We start from the raw sequence: 26,835 nt of genomic DNA on the forward strand, positions 1-26,835 counted from the left end.
GCATCCGATGGCGACATGGTTCCGTGTGACGCGGAACCGAAGTCCGTTGCCTGATGTCCAAGGACGCGAAGGCGGCGCCGAGGCAACCAGCTCCGATCAGGTGAGTGCCGACGCCAGCGGCGGGGGGAAGTCGTCTCCTACGCGATGAAAAGAAGGAAGGCCGATGGCGACGGACTCCTTCTCAGCGAGGGCGACTGGTGGGCGGCACCATCCTGGGCCTGCCACTGGGTGATCGAGTTCGTGCTTCCCAGCGTCTCTCACCCAGAGACGGTCGAAATCCTTAAGGAAATCGACGACAACAACCTTCCGACCTTCCGCATTGATGAGCTGCCGGAGAGCCAACGTCACGAGGTCTACGAACTTCTCGCCACGCGACTCGTGCCGGACGCCGCAAAAAGAATTAAGACGACGGGCGCGACACGCGAAAGCAACCTCGAGTTCCTCGGGACCTTGGCCGAACGCGCACAGGCGTACCTGCCGTCCACTTGATCGGCCTCGGACTGACCCACCACCCGGATGGAACCGATCCGCACTTCCCGGCGTCCAACCTCATAAGTCACCGTCGATCACCGACGCCTGCCTCTGAGGAAACTGCTCGTGAAGTTCACCGTTTCAAAGCTCCGCCAACTGTGGAGCTCAAAGTCCAACTGCTGTCCGGTCTGCGGGTTTTCTGGCCTGCACAAGCCGGCCTACGACTCCGAGAGTGGGCTCGGATCAGCTGAGATCTGCCCCTGCTGTGAGTTCGAGTTCGAGGACCACTACGACACGTACGTGCACGGCGAGTTTCGCGACCGCTGGATCTCGTGCGGAATGCCGTGGTCCGGGGACGAGCACCGGAAGCCGCGCCACTGGGACCCAGCGGGACAACTCGCGGGACTGCTACGTCTAGCCGCAGCAACGTTCAGAAATGTTCACAACGACGTAGCAGCCGCAATCGTCAGTCTCACTACCGCTCTGCAGGAATCTGCGCAGATGGCGGGCACCGATGACACCGCCAAGTCGTGGAGCGACGCTTACGACTGGTCGGTGGCCGCGGTGCTGGAGGCGGCATCGATCGCGGTACTCACGACCGCCGATCTGGTCGAGCAACTCGAACCCGAATCGCGTCGACCAGCACGACTGCACCTGACACCGGTCCCACGCGCGTATGGCAGCAGCCAGCCGAAGCCCAAGTTCGCCAAAGGCACAGGTTGGCCGAACGGCGATCCAGACCGTCTCGCGGCAGCCGCGAAGGCATGGAAGGACGCAGCGACCTCCCTTCACATCACCGATCCGCCAGCTCAACACGCGATCGACATGATTGCGGCACAGCCGGATTCGGCGACCCGCGGGCTCGTCACGCGAGCTCGTACGGTCGCTAACCAGCTCACTGCAGTCAGCAATCAGTTCGCCGAACTCAGCCGCAACTGCCACGACTTCGGACGCACGATCAGCGACGCACAGGCCAAGATTCGTCGGGAGCACAACGCAACTGTTGCGGCCGACGCGCAAGTAGCGCGACTGAAGTTCCTTCCCGAGCGGAAGCCGATTCGGCTCGGGCGCAGAATTCTGATCGGTTCAGCAATCGTCGTCATGATCACCATCGGCCGGCTCATCTATGCGCTCCACGGCACGTCCGTCGTCACCGCGAACATCGGTGAGCAGGCCACCATTGAGTATCGCGACAAAGCCGCCACCGTGATCATCGGTGGATGGCACTGGGCTGAGGGAAGTTCGCTGTTCCCTCCGAAGGGACGACTCATCGTCGTCGATGTGACGATCACTGCCGCGAACGGCGGGTGGACGGTCAACCCGCTCTACTTCTCCGCGCGAACGAAACAGGGCGACGAACTCCAGCCCTCGATCTTCAATCCCGACCCCAACGACCTCCGATCCGAAGACCTCCAGAAGGGCAAGACCGTCCGCGGAACGATCGCCTTCGACGTACCCAACGGGGCGACCATCGACACGATCGAAATCAGCGGCACCTTTGGGCACACGGTCGGAGTGTGGAAGGTCGGGAAACCTACCCTGCCGGCTTGATACGCCCTCGGTTCGTTGAACTATGTTTCCGCAGCCCCTCACTGGGAAGCCCCTATTACATGTTGCTTCGCAGAATTGCACGCCCACTCTTGTCCGCAGCCTTCATTGCGGAAGGCATCGATATCCTGCAGAACCCCGGACCTCTCGCTGACAGACTGAGCCCCGCGCTCGACTTCACTCGCCGCAGGTCGCAGCATCGCGCTGACGACGGATTCGTGGTCGCACCAAGCGCATCGGGAATCGAGGTCAATTCGCCGACCACCTCTGACGCGGTACCGAATTCGTTCAGTTCCGAGCACAGACTGCCAACACCGCCGCTTCCCGAATCGCCGGAGACGGCGGCCCGGATCGTCGCCGGTGTCCAAATCGCGAGCGCGGCACTGTTCGCACTCGGCAAAGCACCGCGCCCCGCAGCGGCTCTCCTCGCCACGACCACCGCGGTGACCCTGAGCCAACACGCGTTCTGGAACGAGGTAGATCCCGAGCTCAAGAAGAGGGAACGCGCTCAGTTCCTCTCTGGCATAAGCAAACTCGGCGGCGTACTCATCGCCACCGCAGACACCGAGGGTCAGCCTTCGCTCGGTTGGCGCGGTCGTCGCGCGGCACGCGATGCCAAGGACCACGCGGAGGCACTCGCGGCGACTGCGGCAGCCATCGCCGCAACAGCGCGCGAACGCGGAACGAACCTTGTCGACACGGCGCGTGAGCGCACCTCCGACTTCGCCGACACGGCAAAGGAGCGTCTCCACGTTGCCGAGGCGCCGCTTGACCGACGCGGCCGTCGCGCGGCCCGCAAGGCCCAGGCTCGTGCCGCCTCGCTCGCCGAGACCGCACGAGAAAAGGGCTCTGCACTGGCGGAAACCGCACGCGAGCGGGGTCCGGAACTCGTCGACGCTGTTCGCGAACGTGGGTCAGACCTTGCCGAACGCGCCCGCGAGCGGAGCTCCGAGTGGGCCGACAAAGCCCGCGACGAGGGTCCGAAGATCGCGGAAGCCGCACGCGAGCATGCGCACACAGCCGCGGACATCGCCCGAGCCAAGGCCGACGTTGCGCGCGCAAAGGCCCGTGAGTTCAGGGCCGAGCACTCCTAAACCGAGTCATCGCGGTCGGATCATCAACGCCTGCGAACCCTTGCCGACCTGACCCTGCAGGTCGTGGATCGTCGTCAGCGCGGTTCCGACACCGGCTGGTCCGACAACGGTCTTGGCATCCATGCCGATCCACTCCCCGACGGGAACCCGCTGGATATGGACCGTCAGTTCGGTGTTGATGAACCACCAGCGGGTCGGGTCGAGCAGGCTTGACAGTCCGTTGCCCGAGTCCGCGACGGCGAAGAGTCGCTGCAAACCGGTCGGCGCTTCGCCTTCCACCAAGGCGACGCGTTGGCGCATCCACGCAACGGACGGACCCGGGATATCGAGCGCACCGGAGATCGGCCGAATCTCCATCGCGTCGAGGTAGCCCGCTCCCCAGTTCTCCGGCCTCGGCCGGACCGCGAATCCGTCCGGAGAAGGCAACGAGTCGGCGCCGCCGGTGACGACCTCGCTCGAGTCGCTGGACGCAATGCGCCACGCGGTGGCAGTCGCGACCAGCTTTGTTCCGACGGAGAGCTCGGCGGCAATGAGCTCGACCGATCTCCCCGGCCGCACGACGCGCGCTTGGACCGTCACGTCCGCAACCGGAAGCGATCCGAGAATCTCCACGGTCACGCGTGCGATCTGCATTGGACGATCTGCCGGCAGCCCTTCCAGCGCGCGTACGAGCAAAGCCGACGGTGGCCCGAAGTGCTGAGCATCTGCCGACCATGGGCCGGCGGTGTGCTCAGTCGACGTGAAACTGGCGTCGCCGCGCGGAATGTAGAACGCCTCAGGCGTTTTCGACATGATTCAGAAATACCGGAGATCAGGCGTTGAGCGACCAGATCGAGTAGTTCAGCGCGCTCGCAAAGAGCACCCAGCCTAGATAAGGAACCAGAAGCAAGCCTGCCGTGCGAGAAGCGCGGATGAACAAGGCGATCGTGACGACGAGCGCAACGTCAAGCACCACGATGTCCACCAAGGCCGCCAGCCGTAATGCCAGGGCAAAGAAGAGCGGTGTCCACGCGAGATTCAGCACCAACTGGATGCCGTAGGCGGCGAGGCCAGGCAAGCGGTGCGGCGAGTTCGAGCGCCAGACGAGCCATGCCGCCACGGCCATGCTGATGTACAAAACCGTCCAGACCGGGCCGAACAACCAACTCGGCGGAGCCCACGACGGCTGCTCGAGAAGTTGGTATTCCGCACCAGCATTTGCCGACGACAGGCCGCCGATCACCGCGACCGCACCGACCGCAACCAAGGAGACTACGAGGGCTGCGCGGTCAGCGTTTCGAGACTCGGCCATCACCACAGTTCAAGCGGCCACGGGGACTCGACGGGCGCGCATCGCGTCGAAGAGGCGTCCCACACCGAAGAAGATCAGCAGCCATCCCGCGACCACTACCAATGTGACCAGCGAAAGTCCCGGCCACGCGAACAAGACGATGGCGCCGAGCAGCGACAGCGCGGCAAGCCCCCAGGCGGCGAAGCGGCTTCCGCCGCGAAGGTGTGCACCCAGTGCCGCCCCGGCGATCGCGTCGAACAACCAGCCGACAGCGATGAACACGACGAGCAGCTCGAGCGACCGACCCGGGCTCATCAGGCAGGCGACACCGACAATGACCAGCAGGACTCCGAACAATCCGACGGCCGCTTTCAGCATCCCGGGTAGTTCGAATTCGAAGGCGGCGGCGATGCGCAAGATTCCCTGGATGAGTAGCTGGAACCCGAAGATGACCGCGACGACGAGCAGCGTGGCGCCCGGCCAGGCCAAAACTGCGATTCCGAGCAGAATGCAAAGGACTCCGTTAACGGCAATCAGGCCCGGAGAAGCTGATCTTAGGAGCATGACACTCTCCTTCTTAGCAACAACAGCGCTACATCAAATAATCTCGCGGATCCCGCTGGGGTGCAATAGATTCCCGACACGGACGGGGCCAGAATGGACCGTGTGACAGCAGCTGCAAATTGAATGGTGAACGATGCCAACCAAGCTGAGTGCGGGCCTACTCGTGTACCGAGTGTCGGCCGTAATCGAGGTCCTTCTCGTCCATCCCGGCGGGCCGTTCTGGGCCCGTAAGGACGACGGCGCATGGTCCATCCCTAAGGGCGAGTACCTTGCCGACGAAGAGCCACTTGCCGCCGCGATCCGCGAGTTCAAGGAAGAGATCGGTATCGATCCGCCGAACGCGGACGTCCTTGAACTAGGCACCATCAAGCAGCCGAGTGGCAAGAAAGTCACCGCCTTCGCCGTTGCAGGTGACCTCGATCTCGACGGCTTCAACAGCAACACCTTCCCGCTGGAATGGCCCCCGAAGTCCGGCAAGGTGCAGGAGTTTCCCGAGGTCGACCGAGTGGAGTGGATGCCGCTCGACCGCGCGCGAACGAAGTTGTTGAAGGGGCAGGTGCCGTTCCTCGATCTGCTGGTGGAGCGGCTGGCCGGTCCCGGCTACTGAGTCGCGTTTCCCGCCGCCCAGGTCGCCCACGGCACATCCCAGTCGCCGTAGGTGTCCCACACCGGGAGGTCCTCGCCACCGGAGTTGGTGATCTCCACGACGTCACCGACATCGAAGTTGTTGTACATCCACTGCGCGTCATCGGTCGACAGGTTGACGCAGCCGTGGGAGACATTGCTCGACCCCTGGCTACCCACCGACCACGGTGCGGCATGGACGAATTCGCCGTCGTTGGAGATGCGCAGGTCGTAGTACACCGTTTCGCGGTAGTAGTTCGGGTCGCCCTTGCACACGCCGTAGGTGCACGAGTCCATCACGACGGAGTACGCGCGCTCAGACACCACGTGCGGGCCGAGATGCGACGGGTAGTTGGGTGAGCCGAGGCTCATCGGCATCTGCCGGATCTGGGTGCCGTTGTGGAAGACCGTGAGCAATTCCGTGCTTCCGTCGGCCTTGGCGATCCAAGAATCGTGCACGGTGTAGTCGGCTGAATTGTTCTCCGCGCCGTAGACGCCATCGCCGAGATCGACGCCGTACACATCGGCCTCGATGTGGATCTTGGTGCCCGGCTTCCAGTACTGAGGTGCGCGGTAGTGCACATGCTCGTCATCGACCCAGTACCACCCGCCGGGTTGCGCAGGAGTCACCGTGATGTGCAGATGCTTCTCGACGTCTTTCTTGTTCGTCACCGGATGGGTGAACTGAAAGACCATCGGCTGCCCGACTCCAATCCCGTTTTCCGCGACCAGGTCCGGCGCGGGAACGACGTTGGCGTAGGCGGTACCGGTGGGGGTGATGGTCGTGATGTCGAACGACTGCGTGCGCGTCTCATTCGCGGGGTTCTTTGCAGTCACGACCAGGTGATACGTGCTTGCGTAGGCCGGATCTGCGGTCGATTTCCAGGTCTGGTGGCCCCTGCTGAACTCTCCCGGGACGGCCTGTCCGTTGTCGGTCGTGTTCGTGACGACGACGTTGGTCAGCGTCCCGCCGGCGGCTTCGACGGTGATCGGCGCGGCCGGGCTGACCTGGGCACCAGTCGCAAGCGGCACTTTGATCGCCACCGGTGGAGGCGGCGTGTGGGAGCAGCCGGTCAGGATGGCGAGGGCTAACAGTGCCGTCGCCAAAAGGCCGAACAGCCGTTGACGAGGCTTAGGGCTGACGCTCGCCCGACTGCGAATGGTCCGCTTCACCCTGACATTCTGCCGTGCCCGTCCCCGATCTGCTGATCAGGTTCGACTGCTGTCCGTCGGGCCGTGTGGAACCGGTACCAACTGGATATACCGAAGACATGCGATGTCGCTGATTCCCTCGAATCTCCGACCCCCAGACACGCCAATGGTGCCGTGCAACCGGGCGCCGAAAGGCGCCCGGTCTTCGACTTGAGGAGTGTCGTGCCGCCCCCAGCTAAGCCGCGATTGCCGCGAACCATGGGCGTCGAAGAGGAATTCCACATCGTCGACGCCAAGACCCGACGCCTCGCGCCACGGGCACCGGAATTGTTGCGCCAACTGCCCGAGGACTACGTTGCTGAGCTGCAGCGCTGTGTCATCGAGATCAACACCGGAATCTCGAACAGCTTGGCGGAGTTGCGCGCCGACCTTCAGGCCCGCCGTGCGGTGTTGGTGGACGCCGCACAGAAGCTCGGTCTCGGGGTCGTCGCCGCGGGGGCGGTCCCGCTGTCGGTTCCGGCCGAGATGCTGGTGACGCCCACCGCACGCTACCGCCGGATGCTCGCCGACTATCAACTTCTCGCCCGCGAGCAACTCATCTGCGGTACCCAGGTTCATGTCGGTGTCGAGGACCGGGACGAGGCGGTCGCCGTCGCCAGTCGGGTCGCTCCTGATCTCCCGACCTTGCTGGCCCTCAGCGCCAGCTCGCCGTTCTGGGCCGACGGCGCCGACACGGGTTACTCGAGCGCCCGCACCCTCATCTGGCAGCGGTGGCCGACCACCGGGCTCGCCGCACCCGTCCACAACGCGGCCGACTACGACCGACTTGTCGACGACCTTGTTTCGAGCGGAGTGATCACCGACGTCGGCATGGTCTATTTCGATGTGCGGCCGTCGAATTCCGCGCCGACGGTCGAGCTGCGGGTCTGTGACAGCTGCCCTCTCGTCGACACGATCGTCCTGGTCGCGGGACTATTCCGCGGTTTGGTCACGCGCGAACTCGATGCGCATCGAGCCGGAACGCCGCCGCGGACCTTGTCCCCTCCGCTCGGTCGCGCCGCGCTGTGGCGTGCGGCCCGTTCGGGAACCGAGGGCGATCTCGTGGACCTGAACGGTCCGACGAGCCAACCTGCCCCCAAGGTGATCTGGCAGTTGATCGAGTCGGTCCGGCCTCAACTCGAAGAGGCGGGCGATTGGGAAACCGTCACCGAACTTGCACGCCAAGCCCTGCTGGTCGGAACGTCGGCAGCGCGTCAACGCCGAGCGCTGCGGCGACGCGGGCGCCTGATCGACGTCGTCGACCAATTGATCGCCGAGACCGCTGGAAACGCACCCGCGACGACGTTCACGACTGATCAGAAACCGACGCTTCTCGCGGGCTATGGCCCACCGGTCGTCGACGACACCGCAGGTTACGACGAAGCGGTGGACACCGACGGCAACCCCAGATCCGACTACGCAGCGGTTCTCGACACGGTCGCCCGTCTCGATATCCCGACGTTGCGTGAGCGCCAGAGCAACATCGAGCATCAGCAACGCGCGGAGGGCATCAACTTCCGGGTGTCCGGCCAGAATCGCCCCCAGGTGTTTCCCATCGACCTGGTTCCGCGACTCATTCCCGCGGACGAATGGACCTACCTCTCGGAGGGTCTCGCCCAGCGCGCAAAAGCCCTCGATCACTTCCTTCGGGACGTCTACACCGATCAGGCGATCGTCTCTGACGGCATCGTCCCGTTGCACGCGATCGACCTCGCCTCACGGTTCCGTTCCACGGGTCGGCTCGTGGGTCATGCCCTCCGTGCACACATCGCCGGGATCGATCTCGTGTGCGACGGTCCCGGCCAGTGGTACGTGCTCGAAGACAATCTTCGGGTGCCGTCTGGAGTCGCGTATGCGATGGCGAACCGGCGACTTCTCCATGAGTTCGCACCGGAACTGACCCTGCCGGCCGACATCGCGAGCGTCGAACATGTGCCGCAGATGCTCCTGGAAACGCTGCGTGCCGCGGCACCGCCGCACGCCGAAGGTGACCTGGAGATCGTCCTGCTCACCTCGGGATGGGAGGACTCCGCCTGGTACGAGCATTCGTACCTCGCAGACCAGATGAGCATCGTGACCGTGCGTCCCGCCGACCTGACCACTCGCGATGGCAAGTTGTTCCGGCACAACCACTTCGGCAACGCGGTGCAGATCGACGTCGTGTATGCGCGGATGGACGAAGACATGCTGCTGTCGTCGAACGATCACACCGGTACCCCGCTGAGCCGCGGAATCCGCGAAGCGCTGGTTTCCAAGAACCTGTCGATCGTCAACGCTTTGGGTAACGGGGTCGCCGACGACAAGGCGATCTACGCGTACGTCCCCGCGATGATCGAGTACTACCTCAACGAAAAGCCACTGCTCCCGCAAATTCGCACCTGGATCTGTGCCGAACGCGAACAGCGCGACTACGTCATCTCAAACCTCGACAAGCTTGTCGTCAAACCGGTCGACGGCCTCGGCGGACGCGGCATTCTCATCGGACCGGACGCGACAGACGCCGCCATCGAGGAGCGACGCCGAGAACTGCTGTCCCAGCCAGAGCGGTACGTCGCGCAGGAGTTGGTCGCACTATCGACGCACCCGACCTTCGACGGCGACGGACTGTATCCCCAGCGTGTTGATCTTCGCGCATTCGTGCATCTCCGACCGGGCCCGTCCGGACCCGAGGCCCACGTCGTACCCGCTGCTCTGACCCGTGTCGCGGCCCGGGGTAGCCACATCGTGAACTCGACGTCAGGTGGCGGCAGCAAAGACACCTGGATCATGACCGGGAGGAAATAGCCCATGTGCGGAATCTGCGGTGAGGTCCGCTTCGACGACCGGCCAGCCGACGTCGGCGCGGTCGATCGAATGACCGCGGCAATGGTCCGCCGGGGTCCGGACTCCGCCGGTGTTGTGGCGCAGGGGCGAGTCGCCTTCGGGCACCGCCGGCTCGCCATCATCGACCTGTCGCCCCACGGCTGCCAGCCGATGGTCGACAGCGAACTCGGCCTCACTCTCGTTTTCAACGGCTGCATCTACAACTACAAAGAACTCCGCCAGGAACTCGAAGGCCACGGATATCGGTTCTTTTCGACGGCTGACAGCGAGGTCGTCATCAAGGCCTTCCATCGCTGGGGCACGGGCTGCGTCGACCATTTCAAAGGAATGTTCGCGTTCGCTCTGGCTGATCGGGATTCCGGTGTCGTGACTCTCGCGCGAGACCGACTGGGGATCAAGCCGCTCTACGTGGCGGAGTCTCCCGGACGGCTGCGGTTCGCCTCGAACATGCGCGCCCTGTTGGACGCAGGCGAGGTCGACACCACGATCGACCGGCAGGCGCTCCACCACTACCTGAGCTTTCACTCCGTCGTGCCGGCACCACTGACGATCTACGAGGGCGTGCGAAAACTGCCGCCCGCGACCGTGCGCGTCGTGCAGCCCGACGGCACGAGCACCGACACCGTGTACTGGACACCGGATTTCCGGCGCCACGATGATCGTTCGGATTGGTCGGCGCAGGACTGGCAGAACGCGGTCATGGGGTCGCTCCGGACGGCTGTCTCCCGTCGCATGGTCGCGGACGTGGGCGTAGGCGTGCTGTTGTCCGGCGGTATCGACTCGAGCATCGTCGTCGCGCTGCTCGCCGAGCAAGGACAGCGCGACCTCGCCACGTTCAGCATCGGATTCGATTCGGCGGGGGGTGAATCCGGCGATGAGTACGTCTACTCCGACCTCATTGCGAAGACCTTCGACACCGACCACCACCGGATTCACATCGACTCCGACCGACTGCTGCCCGCGGTACCGAAGACCATCGCCGCGATGAGTGAGCCGATGGTGAGCCACGACTGCGTCGCGTTCTTCTTGTTGTCCGAGGAAGTGAGCAAGTACGTCAAGGTCGTGCAGTCCGGCCAGGGCGCGGACGAGATTCTCGCCGGCTACGACTGGTACCCACCGCTCGCGACCGTGGCGCGCGAGCACACGACGGAGGCCTACGCGAAGGTCTTCTTCGATCGCACGCATGACGACGTATTGGCGCTGTTGAGCCCGGAGTACGCCCTCGACAACGACGCGAGTCGTGCATTCGCAACGGAGCGCCAGGCAGCCCCAGGCGCGGACACCGCAGTGGATGCGGCGCTGCGGTTGGACACCACGGTCATGCTCATCGACGACCCGGTCAAGCGCGTGGACAACATGACGATGGCGTGGGGATTGGAGGCACGCGTGCCGTTCCTCGATCACGAGTTCGTGGAACTCGTGGCGTCGTGCCCGCCGGAGTTGAAACTGGCATCCGGCGGCAAAGGTGTGCTGAAAGACGCGTCCCGCAGTCTGTTGCCGTCCGCGGTGATCGATCGCACGAAGGGCTACTTCCCGGTTCCGGGGATACGACATCTGAATGGGGCCGTTCTCGACCTGGTGGGCGACGCATTGCACAACGACAAGGCACGAAGCCGTGGCTTGTACCGACCGGAGGCTGTCGATTCTCTGATGGCCGACCCCAACAAGAAACGCACGAATCTGGGTGCCAACGAACTGTGGCAATTGGCCGTTTTGGAGATGTGGTTACAAAGCATGGAGGGGAGCTGAAGGTTGCCCCACGAACACGCAACCTATGGCGCCTCGCTCTCGCCGGATGCGACCGCCTTCGCCCACATCGTCGATGACGGTGGCTACCCGCGCGCGGTCCAGCGATTCTTACGCGGTCGGCACGCGAGCTCCTCGCGCGACGTCGAACTGCCGGTCGACGGAGCAGTCGAACGCGTCATCCACTCGGCCGACGGGCATTGGCTTGCGTGTCAGGTCGCACCGGGAGGCGGCAATCGCATGGAGGTCTGGGTCGTCACGACCGATCCGGACGACCGCGCCGCCCGTCGCGTCGACAACGCCGAGCACGGGACGGCGGAACTCATCGGCTGGGACGGCCAGTTGGTCGCGGTGGTGGTCACCGACGAGGACGGCGTTGGTCACTCGTGCCTGATCGATCCGGCAACGTGTGAAACCACGGTATTGGATCGACGGTCCGGCGGACGTCTCGTTGATGCCTGGGTAGGTTCCGCGCTCATCCGAACGGGCCCCCGCGGCTATCGCGAGATCAGCCTCTTACGTGGCGGAGTGGAAATGGCCCTGCTCCCGTCGGACCCAGGTTCGACGACCGACGTGGGCGTGATCCTCGACGACCATCACGACCTGCGGCTACCGCATGGCGCCGGCGGGACTGAGTGGCGTTTCTATCAGCCGTCGCGATCGTTCGGATTCGGTAGTGACCGCGGCTACGTGCGGGCAATGCTGCGCAGCGACAACGGGTGCGAGTTCGCCCGCCTCATCGAAGTCGCCGCCACGGAGGACGGGGTTTCGTACCACGTCGTCGCCGAACGGGCAGACTGTGACCTCGACGAATTCGCCGTGAGCGACGACCTCAGCACGGTCGCGCTGCTCTGGAACACGAAGGGCTACAGCGAGTTACAGATCCTGCGGCTGCTCGACGAGACGTTGGACGAGCCCATCCCCCTGCCCGGTCTGGTCGCGCGGGAACTCAGCATCAGTGCGGGCGGATCGATGATCGCGCTCACCGTCGAAAGTCCCGGCCAGCCCCGAACGGTCGAGCTGGTCGATCCGCGTTCGAGGACGTGGGAGCCGATCGAGAAGTCTTTCAGCCGCTACATGGGATCGCCGCATCCGGAACTCGTGACGATCGAAGCCCGGGATGGAACGCAACTGCCGTCGTGGCTGTACCGCCCACCCACTGGCGTGCCCGAACGTGGAGCGGTCATCTACCTGCATGGCGGACCCGAGGGCCAGGAACGCCCCGGATTCAGCGAACTCTTTCCGCCGCTCCTCGACGCCGGAGTGACCGTTCTGGCGCCGAACGTCCGCGGGTCCGGCGGATTCGGCAAGACGTTCTCGCACGCCGACGATAAAGAACGCAGATTCGCGGCCATCGATGATGTCGCCGACTGTGTGCAGTTCCTGATCGACAATGCGTACGCCAAGCCGGACCGAATCGGCTGTGCGGGTTGGTCCTACGGCGGCTTCCTCACCCTCGCAGCCTTGACCTTTCACCCAGAACTGTTCGCCGTCGGAGCCTGCTTCTGTGGGATGAGTGATCTCGAGATCTTCTATCACCACACCGAGACGTGGATCGGCGCAGCCGCCTACCCGAAGTACGGACATCCGATCAACGACCGTGCGCTTCTGCAGGAGCTCTCCCCCTTGCGACGCATCTCGTCGTTGTCGGCACCGTTGCTCGTCGTTCATGGCTCACACGACACCAACGTGCCGGTCAGCGGGTCTGAGCAGTTGGTCGATGCCGTCCGCGAACAGGGTGGAGTTGTCGAATACCTGCTGTTCCCGGACGAGGGCCACCACGTCCTGAAGCCCGCCAACCGCGAGAAGTTGAGTGACGCGGTCACGTCGTGGTTCGTCGGAGCGTTCAGCTCGCGTTAGAAGGCAGCGCGCGTCCGTGCAGCCGTCCGACCTTCACGTGTGTAGAGCACACCCAGCGTGAAGGTGTTCGTCAAGCCCGAGGCGGTCGTTGCGACGTCGAACAACGTTTGGCGCGCGACCACGCTGTCTTGGTGGTCGCCGAGTACGCGCTGGATCTTCTTGTAGTGCTTGACCCTTTTCTTCTTGCCGATGAGTTCGCCGGCATAACGTGCCCGTTTCGCAGCCTTGCGGGCGCGATGCAGCGCGTCGTCGCTGTCACCGAGGAGGGCCGTTTCAAGCCGATCGTCGGCCTTGCGGGCAGCGCGTCGCGCGCGCTTGCGGAGCGACTTCGGAGTGACGGTGTCCGGCATCGGCGGCGAGGTCGTCCAGTGCTGAAGCTTGGCGAGAATTGCGAGGTAGCGGGGTGAATCCATCACGTCGGCAACGTCGCTGCGGGCATGAGTTTGTCGTGTCAGCAGTTCGTCGTCCAGTTCGCGCGCGATAGGTCCCACCACGAGCTTCGGGTCCAGTTCAGCGATTGCCGCGGCGAAGCGTTTGCGCTGAACTTGGCAGTCTCTGACCCGCCCCAGTTCGGACCCGAACCACTTGAGTTCGGTGTCGAGGTCGCCGACCGCGTCGGCGTCGAGCAGCTTGCCGAAGACTCGTAGCGTGCTGCGGAGGCGGCGGATGGCAACGCGGGTGTCGTGGATCGGGTCGAGCCTTCGGCGCAGTCCGACGTCGCCGGCGAAGACGATGTCGATTTGCTTATCCAGGTAGTCGTCCAATGGTCCAGACGACCTTGTCTTTGGAACCCCAAGCGTACGTTCGAGTTTCGAGGAGTGAGCAGATTCCTTCGCCCCCGCGCTCACCAGCCGATCGGTGACGACCGACAGATCATTGCCAGCCGGACCGGCTTCGACTTCAGCCTCGCGCCAGACCACTGCCTCGTCGTGGTCCGACGGGACATCCGCATGAACGTGGTCATCGGCGACTTCGGCGATCAGATCACCCTCCGGGGTGAGAAGGCGATAGCGGTCGCGTCTGGTGTGGATCGTTGCGACGACGGCGAGTTGCTTCCCCAGGCGGACTCCCCTGGTCAGTTCGGAAATATCGTCTGGGATGGCGTCAGAGAGTTCCGAGCGGATTTCGGTTCGACCACCCTCGGCTGGGACTTTCAGCTGCCAACCGCTGTCGTCGCCCCCGACGCGCTGGCGCAAGCTCAGTCCATGCGCCAGCAGGTCGTGGTCGTCGGTGTCGAAATACGTACTGGTCAGGTCGGTCGTCGATTCGGCAACGCGAACACCCTGGTAGACGTCGTCGAATGCAGGGAACGCGAATCTTTCGTCGATGTCCCACTTGGACTCGCGTTCGAGGTAGTCGCTCATTACTGAGGGTTTCCCCGGTGAACGAGACGCAATCGCTCCCGACGGGTCCTAAAACTTCGGGTTCGGCTGCCACGGTCCGGTGATCGCGTACATGATTCCCGGCGTCTGCGCGTTGGCGAACAGCGTGCGCTTGTCGGGCGAGAAGACCGGACCGGTGAACTCGTTCTCGTCGATCTGGTTGCGCGCGATTTGGTACGCCTCGCCCTTGTCGTTGACGCCGATCAAGTGCTGGACGCCCTCGCCGTCCTCGGCCATGATGACGCCACCCCACGGTGAAACAGTGATGTTATCCGGGCCGTCGAAGGCGCCGTCCTGGCCGTAGTTCGGGTTGATTCCGAACCGGAGCCTCAACTCCATCGTCTGCTTGCTCGGGTCGACGAACCACAGCTGGCCGTCGTGCGCGACCGCACTGCCGTCCGCGGTGCGTCCAAAGCTCGCGACAATGTAGGCGCCGTGATCACCCCACCAGGCGCCCTCGAGTTTCTGACCGCGCGTGACCGGCTTAGCGAAGCTCTGCTTGCGCGTTGAAACCGTGGCCGCGTCCCGATCGGGCACGGCGATCCACTCGGTCTTGAGGGTCGTGCCTACTTCGGTGACTCGGGAGAGGTCGTCGACGTAGTTGCCCGATTTGTCGGTCGCGCGCATGGCTTCGAGTGCACCGGCGGTCGCGTCAAGGGTTTTGAGGACTCCCGGAGCTGCCTTGTATCCCGCCGGCGGAGTCCACTTGTAGAGCAGTCCGAACGGCCCCTTGGCATCCTCGGTGAGGTAGATTTCGCCGCTCTTCGGGTCAACGCAGCAGGCCTCGTGCGGGTAGCGGCCGAGGCACTTGATCGGCTGCGGGTTCTGGTTCGCAGCACGGTCGAACGGGTGGACCTCGAACACGTAGCCGTGCGGCTTGGTGGACCCGTTCTGGCCGACCTTGTCCTCTGTCTCCTCGCAGGTCAGCCACGTTCCCCACGGCGTGATTCCGCCCGCGCAGTTGGTCGAGGTGCCGGCGATGCCAACGGTCTCATTGACGAGGTTTCCGTCCTTGTCGACGTCGACAATGGTGCATCCGCCGTTGGCGCTCGGGTCGTAGACGAGGCCGTCGGCATGCGGGACGTTGTTCGGTGACGTGCCCCGGATCTCGTGGTTGAGCACGAGAGTCGTTCCGCCACCGGGACGTTCGAAGGCGCCGGTGCCGTCGTGGGTGCCGGGACTCGGTTCACCGGAGTCGAGCTTCGTGACGCCGGCCTGCGTCACGATCTTGTAGGAGAAGCCCTCCGGCAAGGCGAGCTTGCCGTTCGGGTCATTGACGAGTGGGCCGTAGCCGGGGACCTTGGCGGGCGCACCCAGTGCATTCGGCGCGGTGAACAGCGACTCGAAGCTTCCGATGAGAGCGATACCGAGGCCGGCACCGGCCGTCCGGTTGAAGAACTCACGACGTGACAGAGACATGCCACGATCGAAGTGGGACGAATCAGCCAAATGGTGAAGACGCGACAAACGGCAGACGGCCCGAGGCTGGACAGTCGTGGTGTCGCAGGGAGTTCAGTATCAGGCGAGGGTCTTGACCGCGGTGCGCTCGTCGCTCTTCGCAACGAGAAGCTTCGATTGGGTTGCGGGGTGGATGAACTTGTCGTGCTCCAGTGTCAGAGCGCGCCGGCGAACAATTCGCGCGACGAGGTCGAACAGATTTTTCATGGCCGAAGAGTGGGCCCTGGAGTTCCGGAGCATCGAACGCCACGCCGTACTTAACGTCGTGTTTGCTCCGAATCACGCTGATTTGAAGGGGTTCCCGCGGAACCGACGACTTCTACGCTTCAGGTCGATCTAGCCACGACCGCCGCTAAGGAGAACAACGTGCCCTACTCCGTGGGTGACGCAGTCGCCCCCGTCACCCTTTCCCGCGTCGAGGGTGGCGACCACACCGTGGACCCATCAGCTGCGACGGCCACCGTGGTTGTCTTCACCGCGAACCATTGCCCGTACGCATTGGCGTGGCACGAGCGGATTCAGCAGCTCGCCCGCGACTACGCCGACCAGGGCGTACAGGTCGTGCAGATCAACCCGAACGACGAGCACGTCCAACCGCTCGACTCGACCGAAGCGAGTGCGGCGCGAGTGGCCGCGGGCGACTTCGCCGGGCCATATCTCCGCGACGCCGAGCAGGCCGTCGCGCGCGCCTGGGGCGCCCAGAAGACTCCGGACGTCTTCATCGTCGACCGTTCGGGCACTCTCGTCTATCGCGGAGCTCCCGATGCGAACTACGAAGATGAGGACCAGAACGCACGGTTCCTACGCGAAGCGCTGGACGACATCCTTGCGTCGCGGTCGGTCTCGCTCCCGTCGACGGAACCCGTCGGTTGCTCCGTCAAGTGGAGTCCGGTTGGCGTGACTGTCGGTTCATGACGGAATCTGTGCAGTTGCTCGCAACGTCGGGCTGCCCGTCACATGAAGAAGCGCACACGCGTCTGTTGGCGTTGCTTCACGAGATCGGGCGGCCCGACGTCCGCGTCGACGTCGTGTGGATCGAGTCGCCCGAACTCGCCGCTAACATCGGATTCATCGGGTCACCCACCTTCCGGATCGGAGGCAGCGACATCCTGCCGCCCGATCCGAACGCGCCGACCGGGCTCAATTGCCGCGTCTACCAGCGCCGCGACGGGCGGTTCTCACCACTTCCTGATCCCGACGATCTCCGGGATGCGGTAACCGAGGCACTCGCCTAATTCGCCGGGTCGAACAGCTCGATGAGATTCCCCGACGGATCTGCGATCAGAATCTGGCGGCCACCCGGACCCGACACGAGGTCGCTACGGAACGGGACTCCAGCGTCGCGGAGCCTCGTGATGGTGCCGTCGAGGTCGTCGACGATGAGGTGAATCCGGTTTCGTCCGGCGCCAAGCCCTTCGGGGGTCGCTCGCGCTCCCGAGCTTGCGGCGCCCGACACCAGCAGTCGGAGGGCCCCGAGGCGAATATCGGCGAAGGCACTGCCGGCAACGAACTTGACGTCGAAGCCAAGGTGCGTGGTGTAGAAGTCGACCGCGGCAGGCACGTCGTCGACGATGTAGCGAACGCTTGCAACCTGCTCATTGGTGGGCATGAAAGTTCCTCCGCAACGGTGGATAACTGTCACTGTTTAGCCAACTGGTGACTCGGATCGCCGTCAACGGTTCCCCTCATTCTTGAGGCGGACCACGGCAGAACCCAGCGGAACCCGGTGCCCCTGCGCACACCGAACCTCTGCATGAAGGTGTGCGCCGCAGCCTTCGTGGACGAGTTCGACACCCGTCTCGTGGTCCTCGCGGAGCAATTCGCCCCACTGGGTGAGAGCCACGACGATCGGATAAAGCTGGGCGCCCGCCTTGGTCAACACGTATTCGTAGCGCGTGCGCGTCCCGGGATCCTGATACGGCCGCTGAGTGAGTACGCCGCACGCGACGAGGTCCTTGAGGCGTCCCGCGGCGACGGCTTCGCTCAGGCCCGCGCGACGCACCAACTCATCAAATCGAGTGCCGCCGTAGAAGACCTCACGCAGCAGGACCAGCGCCGAACGGGTGCCGATGACTTCGAACGCGGTCTCCAGGCGGCACCAACCTGCGGCCGTCCAAGCGTCTCGGTCGATGAAAGCGCCCTGCCGTTCGATGACGGCGACGCTGTCGGAATTGTCACTGAGCGTGGCCATGGGAACAGAATACGCTGACTTGTGGTTTCCATAGTCAGGCCAGATGGCTGGCATCGTCGGCGGCTCCGCCGACACCGCACGAAAGGAACACTCATGAGTGCCACATCCTCCGCAGTCATCGTCGACGCGGTCCGCACTCCACTCGCCAAGGGCAAGCCCGGCGGCGCCTACTCGGAGATTCATCCGGTAGACCTTCACGCCCACGTCTTGGCCGCGCTGGTCGATCGCACCGGCATCGATCCCGCGGTCGTTGATGACGTCATCAGCGGCGCGGTCGGTCAAATCGGCGAACAGTCCGGAAACACGGCCCGCTGGGCCCTGCTCGGAGCCGGCTTCCCCGAGTCCGTTCCGGGCGTCACGGTGGATCGCCAATGCGGTTCGAGCCAGCAAGCGCTCCATTTCGCGGCGCAGGGTGTCATCGCGGGTGCCTACGACGTGGCGATCGCGTCCGGAATCGAGTCAATGAGCCGTATCCCGATCGGCTCGCAGTTCCAAGGCAAGGACTTCGCCGGCAGCAAGGTCGGCTCCCGGTACGAGCGCGGCCTCGTGCCGCAGGGCGTCAGCGCCGAACTGATCGCCAACCGGTGGGATCTCTCCCGCGCCAGCCTCGACGAGTTCTCCGCCGAGTCCCACCAGCGCGCTGCCCGCGCCTGGAAGGACGGCCTGTTCGAGTCTCAAGTCACCTACGTCAATGACCTGCGGACCGACGAAACGATTCGCCCCGAGACCACCGCTGAAACGTTGGCCGGCCTCCGACTCGCGTTCAAGAACGACCTGTGGGAAGCGCGCTATCCCGAACTCGACTGGCGCGTGACGGCGGGCAACAGTTCGCCCGTGAACGACGGTGCAGCCGCCCTGCTGGTCACCAGCGAAGACGCTGCACACAAGCTCGGACTCACTCCCCGAGCCCGCGTTCACTCGTTCGCCGTCGTCGGCGACGATCCCATCTTCATGCTCACCGGCATCATCCCCGCGACGCAGAAGGTGCTGGCAAAGGCCGGGCTGACCATTGACGACATCGACGCCTTCGAGGTCAACGAAGCCTTTGCCTCTGTGGTGCTGGCCTGGCAGAAGGAGACCGGCGCCGACCTTGCGAAGGTCAACATCAACGGCGGCGCGATCGCCATCGGTCACCCGCTCGGCGCTTCCGGCGCACGTCTGATGACCACGCTCATCAACAACCTCGAGCAGACCGGTGGCCGCTACGGCCTGCAGGTCATGTGCGAGGCCGGCGGGCTCGCGAACGCGACGATCATCGAGAGGCTGTAGGGCCCAAAGGGGCGGATGCCGAGAGCGATCTCGGCATCCGCTGCTCGGCTAGAAAGCGTGCGGGCCGAATCGTTCGACGGCAACGAACAACGCCATCGAAAACAGTGCGAGGTTCACGACCACGCTCGGATACTCCGCGCGACGACCATGGGTAATGATCGCACCGATCATGATCAACGCCAGTCCGGCAGCGGCCAACGGAACGAGCGCAGTTGCAATCTGTAGCGCGGCGGGAAGGATCAGACCAGCCGCGCCAGCCACCTCCGCGGCTCCGATGGCCTTGATCAGTTCCGGCGAAAGATCTTGAGCCCAAGCCATGTTCGGGTTCTCGACGAGCTGCGCTTTCGAGCGCGCCAGCTTCATGGCTCCAGCCATCAGGAACACCACGCCCAGCAGGCCGGCGACTACCACAATGCGGTGTTCATGCGGCCACCCCTTCACGGACGGACTGGAGAGCACCGGACCACGATTCGACCTGGGCGAACATGGTCTGAGCCGCCTCATACTGTTGCGCCCCGGGCTTGAATACCGAGACGTTCTCGAAGTCACTGAACAGCGAGAACGAGAGCTGCTGGCGCACACCCGCGATCTGGAGTTCAGCGGTGATGGCGCGAAGATGCTCGATTGCGCGGGCTCCACCGAGTGCGCCGTAGGACACGAAGGCTGCGGCCTTGTTGTTCCATTCGGCATACAGGTAGTCGATGGCGTTCTTCAGCACGCCGGACGTCGAGTGGTTGTACTCGGGCGAGACGAAGATGAAGCCGTCGTACCGGGCGATTGTCGCTGACCATTTCTTCGTGTGGTCGCCGCTGCATTGGCCCCACGACGGCGGGAGCGCTTCATCGAGGTGCGGCAACGGGTGGTCAATGAGATCAACGAGTTCGTAGGTGGCGTTCGAACGCTCTTTGGACTGCTCGATGACCCAGTCGGCGACGGCTTTGCCGTTGCGGCCAGGTCGAGTGCTGCCGAGGATCACGGCAATCTTGAGGTCGCTCATGGCGAGGACTCCTCCGACTCAGGAATTGATTATGACTTGAACGTTCATGCCTCAACGTACTCCGAGATATATGAATGTTCAAGTCATTCGGAAGTTGGAAACGACATGAACATTCAACTATTAGGAAATTGATCTATACTGCTCGTATGACGGTCGAGGAAGCACCGACGACGCAGCCCCAATGGCTTACCTCCGACGAGATGGAGACGTGGCGAGCGCTGCATCTCCTGCTCGCCATCCTGCCTGGCGAGCTTGGCAGGCAACTCGAGCGAGACTCCAACCTGAGCTTCATCGAGTACTACACACTCGCGGTTCTGTCTGAACAGCCCGACCGAACGATGCGACTGAGTCACCTTGCCGTACTTGCCTATTCAGAACTGTCGCGCCTCTCCCATCTGATGAAACGGCTGGAGAAGCGAGGACTCGTTCGGCGCGAGCCCGATCCGACGGACGGGCGGTTCACCGTTGCGGTGCTGACCGAGGCCGGCTATGCCGAGGTCGTTCAGGCGGCCCCCGGACATGTTGCACACGTCCGCCAGCGGATCTTCGACGTCCTGAGTCCGGACGAACAGCATGCATTGCGCAACGCAGCGCGGAAGGTGACGACGTGGTTCACCGACGAGTGCTGACCAACGTGGAAGGATCGCCCCGACCAGATCGGTAACCTCGGGCTCATGAACCCTCCGACCCGGGACGCCCCGGAGTTCGTCCCCGACCCCGAAACGCTCAAGCAGTTCCGCCGTCTGCGCGACGAAGTGTCCCGGTTCACGATGGAGTACCGCTTCGCGATTGACGAGGTACTCACGAAGGTGTCGATCCTGCGCGAGGAGTTCCTGCATCTGCAGCGGTACAACCCCATCGAGCACGTGACGTCCCGGATCAAGAAGCCGGAGAGCATCGTCGAGAAGGCCACGCGACAGGGTTGTGGAGCGTCCCTCGCCTCAATCCGCGAGGGCATCACCGACATCGCGGGCGTTCGAATCACGTGCAGTTTCATCGACGACACCTACCGTGTGCTCGAAGCGATCACGCGACAGGATGATGTGCGGGTGATCTCCGTGAAGGACTACATCGCAAACCCGAAACCCAACGGGTACAAGAGCCTTCACGCCATCATCGAGATCCCGGTCTTCCTGTCGTCGGGCCCGGTTGCGGTGCCCGTCGAGCTGCAGATCCGGACGATCGCCATGGACTTCTGGGCAAGCCTCGAGCACAAGATCTACTACAAGTTCCAGGGCGAGGTCCCTTCACACCTGGTCCAGGAACTCTCGGCAGCAGCGGAGATCGCCGGCGAACTCGACCGTCGGATGGAACAACTCCACACCGAGGTCCACGGGTCCCGGGAGCCCGAGGAGCCCTCCGAGCTTCCGGCGCCGACGGGCGAGGAGATCGTGCGACTTCTGGTGGCATTGGCACAGCCGTCGGATTAGTGCGTCACGCCAGCCGCCGCGGACCCGCGTCGAACTGCGTCGGCTCGGGCCCCACCCGCACCCTCCCGTAGAGCACCTCAGTCCGTGAACGCGAGGCCAGGATAGGTTCGAGCACGAGTTCGCGTACTTGCGGAAAGTCTTCGCACAGAGTCGAAATCCGCACGAGCAGGTCGGCAAGACTGGCGGTGTCGGCGGCCTCGGTCGTCGGCGTTCCGAGCAGGAGCGAAGCGGTCTTCGGAGCGGCAACGAGCGCAGCCGCGTCTTCCAGACTCAACGGCAGCGAACGATAGGCGCGATCGCCGAGCAGATCCACCATGACGCCCGACAGGCCGAACGACACGACTGGCCCGAATGCCGGATCCTCCTGCACGCGGATAACGCAACCGATCCCCTTGACCGCCATCTTCTGCACATGCACGAGCGGGTTCCCCGACGCTTCGGCCAGATCCTCGTAGGCGCGGCGAACCCCGGCCGGTCCGCCTAGGTCCAGCCGCACGCCGCGCAAGTCGGGGCGATGACGCCACACCTCCCCCGTCGCTTTGACCGCCACCGGGAGACCGAGTTCGTCGGCGGCAGACTCGGCCGCCTCGGCGCTGTCCACCTCCCGGAAATCGACGATGGGCACGCCATAGCTGCCAAACAGGTCCGCGGCATCGCGATCGGACAGCCAGCCGGGAGCCCTCGATGCGAGGATCGCTCCGGCGCGCGCGGAGTCGATCCCGCTGGGCCGGATCGGGGTCGATACCGGCTCTGCACGCCACTGGGCGTACTCCCAGGCGCGCTGAATGGCACGCACCGCATGTTCCGGACCGGAGTACGAAGGCACCGATCCCGCGATCGCCGCACCGGTGTCGTCTCGGACTGCCAGCAGATCCGGAATGCCTTGTTCGCCAGCGAAAGTCGACACGATCGGCTTGCTGGCGACGGCCGCAACACTGCGTAAGGAGGCGGCGAACTGCTCCATCGGAATCGGGACAGGCGGGACGACGATCGCCACGACCGCGTCCACATCGGCCGCGGCGGCGATCTCGCGCAGCGCTGCGTCGAAGGCGTCGGCATCAGCGGTCGGGCTGAGGACCTCGGTCCGGGTCACCTCGAGTCCGCCGGATTCGGCGGCGAAGATCGCCGGCCACGCGAGCGCCTCGCTGTTCCCGACGACCGCAATGCGGCGTCCGGCCGGCAGCGGCTGATGGCACATGAGGGTCGCGCAGTCGAACAAGTCCGAGATCGAATCGACCGCGATGACGCCAGCCTGGCGGAACAGGTCGGCGGCGATTGTCGCGTCGATGGCTGATGCTGCAGGGTCTGGCCGGCCAAGACGTCCGCTTCGGACGAGAATGATCGGCTTGTTCCGGGCGAGGCGCTTCGCGATCCGCGCGAACTTCCGCGCATTTCCGAGAGTCTCCAGGTAGAGCAGCACGACGTCGGTGTCGGAATCGGCGTCCCAGTATTGAATGAGATCGTTGCCGGAGACGTCGGCGCGGTTACCTGCGGAAACGAACGTCGAAAGCCCGAGCCCCCGGGCCGCGGCTTCGCGCAGGATCGTCGACCCGAGCGGTCCCGATTGGCAGAAGAAGCCCGCGCGACCGCGGCGCGGCAGCCCCGCGGCGAGCGTGCCGTTGAGAGCGACCTCGGGATTCGTGTTCGCAATACCCAGCGCATTCGGTCCCACGAGCCGCATCCCGTTCACCCGTGCTTGCCGGGCGAGCCGCTGTTGAGCGGCGAAACCGTGCTCGCCTGATTCGGCGAACCCCGCCGACAGGATCACCACGCCCTTCACACCTTTGGCCAGGCAGTCGGCGAAGACCGCATCGATGTCGGCCGCAGGAACCGCGATGATCGCCAGGTCGACGGTGTCGGGGATGTCGTGAACGGTCGGGTACGCGCGCACTCCCTGGACCGACCGGCGCAGTTCGTTGACCGGATAGACGGGACCGTTGAACTGGCCGGCGAGCAGGTTGGCCAGGATCGCCCCACCGACCTTCTCGGGCCGGACGGACGCGCCGATCACCGCAATCGAGCTCGGCGACAACAGATTTCGCACGCTCCTCGCCTCGGAGGCGCTTTCCCGTGAGTTGCGCACCTGCAGGAGCGCCTCGGTCGGGTCGATCGCGAACTCGAGGTGCAGCACCGATTGCTCGAGGGTTCGAGTGACTTGATAGCCGGCGTCGAGGAACACCTTCACCATCGCGCGGTTTCGGGCGAGAACTTCGGCGACGAACGTGTCGATTCCGTTCTCCGCCGCCGCGCCCGCGAGATGTTCGAGCAAGATCGAGCCCAGACCTCGACCTTGGTGTTCATCGGCGACGACGAACGCGACCTCCGCGCTGCCGTCCGCGTTCGCCTCGTACAGCCCCACCGCGATGATGTCGTCGCCGAGCTGGGAAATGAGGGCTACGCGATTGCGATGGTCGACGTGCGTCGCCCGGTACACGTCCTGCTCGGACAACGTCGGATAGGGCCCGAAGTAGCGCAGGTAACGCGTCTCGTCGGACAGCCTCGAGTGGAAGGCGACGAGGCGCTCCGCATCGTCGGGAGTGATCGGGCGCAGGTGCACCACCCCGCCGTCGGACGCGAGCACGTCAGCGAGCCAGTGTTCAGGAAACGGTGGTTGTTCAGTCACGACGGTCATCCGGATCGAGGCCGAGCAGAGGAAACACTGCGCGCCGCGTCGCGAGCACCGCGGTGTCGACTCGGTGGAAGTCTCGGTCCTCTTGGGCGACACCGCTATCCGGCCGCCCACCGGGCCCGTCCCAGCGCGGGAAGGTGACGTCACCGCCATCGCTCATGGTCTCGGGAACGTCTGCATGCGGCACCCGACTGAGCACATGATCACGCCATTCGGCGGGAATCGGAGTGTTGACGTCGAGGTCCCGATCGAGCGCGGCGGCAAGCAGGTGCGTCCAGGAACGCGGCACCACCCGAACGAGTCCGTAACCGCCACCACCGACGGCAAGCCAACGACCTTCGGCATAGGTATCCGCCAGTTCGCGCATCGCACGGAACGCGGCACGCTGCCCGTCGACCGTCAGCGCGAGGTCGGCGAGTGGATCTTCGCGGTGCGAGTCAACGCCGCACTGACTGACCACGATCTGCGGCCGGAACGCCGCGATGGCACCCGGGACCACCGCGTGAAAGCCGCGTAGCCAGTACCGGTCGGTCGTGCCAGGCTGCAACGCGAGATTCACCACCGAACCTTCGCCGCGGCCCGTTCCGATCTCGCCGGGATAGCCGGTGCCGGGCCACAGCGTCGCCGGATGCTGATGGATCGAAATCGTCAGAACCCGCGGATCGCCTTCGAAGGCACGCTGGACACCGTCCCCGTGGTGAACGTCGACGTCGATGTACGCGATCCGGTCGAATCCCTGCTCCAGCAGCCAGGTGATCGCCACGGCCACGTCGTTGTACACGCAGAATCCCGAGGCATTGTTGCGCATCGCATGATGCATTCCGCCACCGATACTGACCGCCCGCCGGGCCCGTCCGGCTGCGATCTCCTGTGCCGCACGCAAGGTCCCGCCCACGATCACCGAACTCGCCTCGTGCATCCGCGCGAAAATCGGGTTGTCGTCGTTGCCCAGGCCGAACATCGCGGCCGCTCGCGAACCTGGCTGAGCCGGTGCGTGCTTGACCATCTCGACGTAGGCGGAGCTGTGAATCCGCAGGAGATCCTGGTCCCCCGCCGGATCCGGATCGAGGAGCTCGACGCCCTCGAGGACGTTGAGTGCAGAAGCCAGCCGCATCGTCAGATCCAGCCGAACCGGATTCATCGGATGCTCAGGGGTCCACGAGTATTCGAGGTACCGATCGCTCCACACGACCGCGCCACCGGCAGCCTGATGCAGGTCGGGGCCCATATTGGTCAGCCTACTTGGCGCCAGGGGCGTGTCAGACAAATCCCACATCCCCCAATCGGGGGAACGCGATTCCCCCGGCTGAGCGTCCCGTCGGCGGACGCGGCGAAAGGGCTCGGCGAAGGAATCTTGAGACACCAAAGCAAGACCTAAGCCGCTAAAAGGAGTTCGAAATGACCACCACCAACCGTCGCCGCACAATCGTCATCGCCAGCACCGCAGCCGCTCTCGCCGGAATCGGTGGTGCCGCACTTGGCTTTGCTCTTCACTCTGCCGACAGCCCTTCACACAGCGCCTCGGTCCACACCGTCACCACCACGACTCCGGCGGTTGTCACCCCCGCAGCCGCACCCTCGACGCGGGTCGTCGTTGTGCCGGTCACCCCAGTTACTCCGGTTACGCCCGTTACCCCGGTTCATCCAGTTACCCCGGTGCACCCCGTCACCCCGGTTCACCCGGTTCTCCCCGACTACTCGGGCACGATCGCGATGACCATCACGAACAACACCGACAGCACGATTTCACTGGCCGGCTCGGACAACCCGTACGGCGACTGGATCGTTTCGCCGCAGTCGTCGTTGGCCCCCGGCGCCTCGGAAACCGTGAGCGCATCCACGTGGAACAAGGGCGGATTCGGAGTCGACGTCACCTACAACGGCAACGACGGTTCCTCGGTGGTCTTCATGGCCAACAACTACCGCGGCCAGACTGACACCGACGGCACGCGCGTCGATGGTTCGAACCCGGGTCACTGGGTCATCCAGAACACCGTCGACCAGGGTGCCCCGAACATGTCGGCGAGCTACACCCTGATGCCCGGACTCCTGAACCCGGTGCCCGCGCCGCAGCCGGTCAACCCCGTCATTGACCCGGTTACCCCGGACGAGCAGCCGGTCAACCCCGTCATCGACCCCGTCACCCCCGACGACCAGCCCGTCACGCCGGTCGTCCAGCCGGACACTTCGAGCAACACCGTGTCGATCTCGCACAGCACCCCAGCGGGTGACCTCGGCTAGCGATCGGATCGATGGGGCACTGCCAAGCGGCGGTGCCCCATCGTCGT

At 64.4% G+C, this 26,835-nt stretch carries 26 protein-coding genes; 13 read left to right on the plus strand and 13 right to left on the minus strand.

Features of this window, described 5'->3' with window-relative positions; translation table 11 throughout:
• Positions 1–144 precede the first annotated feature (144 nt).
• The 3 genes from F600_RS0123095 (at position 145) to F600_RS0123105 (ending at position 3,113) form a co-directional block, all read left to right on the plus strand.
• Entirely contained in the window at positions 145–489 is a 345-nt protein-coding gene (locus tag F600_RS0123095; protein WP_018163037.1) for a hypothetical protein, read from the plus strand.
• A 108-nt stretch (positions 490–597) separates the two neighbouring features.
• Positions 598–2,022, plus strand: a complete 1,425-nt coding sequence (locus F600_RS31940) for a WXG100-like domain-containing protein (protein ID WP_018163038.1) — start codon at positions 598–600, stop codon at positions 2,020–2,022.
• A 59-nt stretch (positions 2,023–2,081) separates the two neighbouring features.
• Positions 2,082–3,113 (plus strand): DoxX family membrane protein, encoded by a 1,032-nt coding sequence (locus F600_RS0123105; protein ID WP_026306873.1) that lies wholly within the window; start codon positions 2,082–2,084, stop codon positions 3,111–3,113.
• Between the two features lie 6 nt (positions 3,114–3,119).
• Here the strand turns inward: F600_RS0123105 and F600_RS0123110 are convergent, their stop codons facing one another.
• The 3 genes from F600_RS0123110 to F600_RS29500 are packed head-to-tail and all read right to left on the minus strand — an operon-like array spanning position 3,120 to position 4,947.
• Positions 3,120–3,905: a thioesterase family protein gene (locus F600_RS0123110; RefSeq protein ID WP_018163040.1), complete on the minus strand. Its 786-nt coding sequence runs from the start codon at positions 3,903–3,905 to the stop codon at positions 3,120–3,122.
• A gap of 19 nt (positions 3,906–3,924) precedes the next feature.
• Positions 3,925–4,404, minus strand: a complete 480-nt coding sequence (locus tag F600_RS0123115; protein ID WP_018163041.1) for a TspO/MBR family protein — start codon at positions 4,402–4,404, stop codon at positions 3,925–3,927.
• 9 nt (positions 4,405–4,413) lie between these two features.
• Positions 4,414–4,947: an HdeD family acid-resistance protein gene (locus tag F600_RS29500; RefSeq protein ID WP_081628987.1), complete on the minus strand. Its 534-nt coding sequence runs from the start codon at positions 4,945–4,947 to the stop codon at positions 4,414–4,416.
• Positions 4,948–5,080: 133 nt separating this feature from the next.
• Between F600_RS29500 and F600_RS0123125 the strand changes: the two genes are divergently transcribed.
• Positions 5,081–5,554 (plus strand): NUDIX hydrolase, encoded by a 474-nt coding sequence (locus F600_RS0123125; RefSeq protein ID WP_018163043.1) that lies wholly within the window; start codon positions 5,081–5,083, stop codon positions 5,552–5,554.
• Here the strand turns inward: F600_RS0123125 and F600_RS0123130 are convergent.
• Complete coding sequence (locus F600_RS0123130) at positions 5,548–6,744, minus strand: L,D-transpeptidase (protein WP_370670706.1); 1,197 nt, start codon at positions 6,742–6,744, stop codon at positions 5,548–5,550. The two genes, F600_RS0123125 and F600_RS0123130, sit on opposite strands and share 7 nt — an antisense overlap.
• 201 nt (positions 6,745–6,945) lie before the next feature.
• Here F600_RS0123130 and F600_RS0123135 point away from each other — a divergent pair, with 201 nt between their 5' ends.
• The 3 genes from F600_RS0123135 to F600_RS0123145 are packed head-to-tail and all read left to right on the plus strand — an operon-like array spanning position 6,946 to position 13,191.
• Positions 6,946–9,546 (plus strand): carboxylate--amine ligase/circularly permuted type 2 ATP-grasp protein, encoded by a 2,601-nt coding sequence (locus F600_RS0123135; RefSeq protein ID WP_245541612.1) that lies wholly within the window; start codon positions 6,946–6,948, stop codon positions 9,544–9,546.
• A 3-nt stretch (positions 9,547–9,549) separates the two neighbouring features.
• Complete coding sequence (locus tag F600_RS0123140) at positions 9,550–11,334, plus strand: N-acetylglutaminylglutamine amidotransferase (protein ID WP_018163046.1); 1,785 nt, start codon at positions 9,550–9,552, stop codon at positions 11,332–11,334.
• Positions 11,335–11,337: 3 nt separating this feature from the next.
• Complete coding sequence (locus F600_RS0123145; protein ID WP_018163047.1) at positions 11,338–13,191, plus strand: alpha/beta hydrolase family protein; 1,854 nt, start codon at positions 11,338–11,340, stop codon at positions 13,189–13,191.
• On the opposite strand, the gene F600_RS0123150 is transcribed toward F600_RS0123145, so the two are convergent.
• From F600_RS0123150 to F600_RS31760, 3 genes are all read right to left on the minus strand, one after another.
• A complete protein-coding gene (locus tag F600_RS0123150; RefSeq protein WP_018163048.1) occupies positions 13,188–14,555 on the minus strand; it encodes a CYTH and CHAD domain-containing protein in 1,368 nt (455 codons plus the stop codon). The genes F600_RS0123145 and F600_RS0123150 overlap by 4 nt on opposite strands.
• 48 nt (positions 14,556–14,603) lie before the next feature.
• Positions 14,604–15,992, minus strand: coding sequence for an alkaline phosphatase PhoX (locus F600_RS0123155; RefSeq protein WP_018163049.1), 1,389 nt, complete (start codon positions 15,990–15,992; stop codon positions 14,604–14,606).
• A gap of 99 nt (positions 15,993–16,091) precedes the next feature.
• Positions 16,092–16,238, minus strand: a complete 147-nt coding sequence (locus tag F600_RS31760; protein WP_018163050.1) for a hypothetical protein — start codon at positions 16,236–16,238, stop codon at positions 16,092–16,094.
• 159 nt (positions 16,239–16,397) lie between these two features.
• Here F600_RS31760 and F600_RS0123170 point away from each other — a divergent pair, with 159 nt between their 5' ends.
• Complete coding sequence (locus F600_RS0123170; RefSeq protein WP_018163052.1) at positions 16,398–16,946, plus strand: thioredoxin family protein; 549 nt, start codon at positions 16,398–16,400, stop codon at positions 16,944–16,946.
• Positions 16,943–17,266 carry a hypothetical protein gene (locus F600_RS29505; RefSeq protein ID WP_018163053.1) on the plus strand — a complete coding sequence of 108 codons (324 nt, stop codon included), beginning with the start codon at positions 16,943–16,945 and terminating at the stop codon, positions 17,264–17,266. Before F600_RS0123170 ends, F600_RS29505 begins: the two co-directional genes overlap by 4 nt.
• Here F600_RS29505 and F600_RS0123180 read toward each other — a convergent pair.
• Both F600_RS0123180 and F600_RS0123185 read right to left on the minus strand, forming a co-directional pair.
• On the minus strand, positions 17,263–17,640 hold the full coding sequence (locus F600_RS0123180; RefSeq protein ID WP_018163054.1) for a VOC family protein: 378 nt from the start codon (positions 17,638–17,640) through the stop codon (positions 17,263–17,265). The two genes, F600_RS29505 and F600_RS0123180, sit on opposite strands and share 4 nt — an antisense overlap.
• Before the next feature lie 63 nt (positions 17,641–17,703).
• Positions 17,704–18,222 (minus strand): winged helix-turn-helix transcriptional regulator, encoded by a 519-nt coding sequence (locus F600_RS0123185; protein ID WP_156024788.1) that lies wholly within the window; start codon positions 18,220–18,222, stop codon positions 17,704–17,706.
• A gap of 93 nt (positions 18,223–18,315) precedes the next feature.
• Between F600_RS0123185 and F600_RS0123190 the strand changes: the two genes are divergently transcribed.
• Positions 18,316–19,491, plus strand: coding sequence for an acetyl-CoA C-acyltransferase (locus F600_RS0123190; RefSeq protein WP_018163056.1), 1,176 nt, complete (start codon positions 18,316–18,318; stop codon positions 19,489–19,491).
• 48 nt (positions 19,492–19,539) lie between these two features.
• Here the strand turns inward: F600_RS0123190 and F600_RS0123195 are convergent, their stop codons facing one another.
• Positions 19,540–19,932, minus strand: a complete 393-nt coding sequence (locus F600_RS0123195; protein WP_018163057.1) for a DoxX family protein — start codon at positions 19,930–19,932, stop codon at positions 19,540–19,542.
• Positions 19,913–20,488 carry an NADPH-dependent FMN reductase gene (locus F600_RS0123200; protein WP_018163058.1) on the minus strand — a complete coding sequence of 192 codons (576 nt, stop codon included), beginning with the start codon at positions 20,486–20,488 and terminating at the stop codon, positions 19,913–19,915. Before F600_RS0123200 ends, F600_RS0123195 begins: the two co-directional genes overlap by 20 nt.
• A gap of 146 nt (positions 20,489–20,634) precedes the next feature.
• Between F600_RS0123200 and F600_RS0123205 the strand changes: the two genes are divergently transcribed.
• Positions 20,635–21,117, plus strand: a complete 483-nt coding sequence (locus F600_RS0123205; protein WP_018163059.1) for a MarR family winged helix-turn-helix transcriptional regulator — start codon at positions 20,635–20,637, stop codon at positions 21,115–21,117.
• A gap of 45 nt (positions 21,118–21,162) precedes the next feature.
• A complete protein-coding gene (locus F600_RS0123210; RefSeq protein ID WP_018163060.1) occupies positions 21,163–21,918 on the plus strand; it encodes a GTP pyrophosphokinase in 756 nt (251 codons plus the stop codon).
• Positions 21,919–21,922: 4 nt separating this feature from the next.
• Here the strand turns inward: F600_RS0123210 and F600_RS0123215 are convergent, their stop codons facing one another.
• Positions 21,923–24,550, minus strand: a complete 2,628-nt coding sequence (locus tag F600_RS0123215; protein WP_018163061.1) for a bifunctional acetate--CoA ligase family protein/GNAT family N-acetyltransferase — start codon at positions 24,548–24,550, stop codon at positions 21,923–21,925.
• Positions 24,534–25,775, minus strand: a complete 1,242-nt coding sequence (locus F600_RS0123220) for an acetoin utilization protein AcuC (protein WP_018163062.1) — start codon at positions 25,773–25,775, stop codon at positions 24,534–24,536. Before F600_RS0123220 ends, F600_RS0123215 begins: the two co-directional genes overlap by 17 nt.
• Positions 25,776–25,945: 170 nt before the next feature.
• On the opposite strand from F600_RS0123220, the gene F600_RS30815 reads away from it, so the two are divergent.
• Complete coding sequence (locus F600_RS30815) at positions 25,946–26,788, plus strand: hypothetical protein (protein ID WP_018163063.1); 843 nt, start codon at positions 25,946–25,948, stop codon at positions 26,786–26,788.
• Positions 26,789–26,835: the final 47 nt, after the last annotated feature.

Source organism: Smaragdicoccus niigatensis DSM 44881 = NBRC 103563 (assembly GCF_000380645.1).
Taxonomy (GTDB): domain Bacteria; phylum Actinomycetota; class Actinomycetes; order Mycobacteriales; family Mycobacteriaceae; genus Smaragdicoccus; species Smaragdicoccus niigatensis.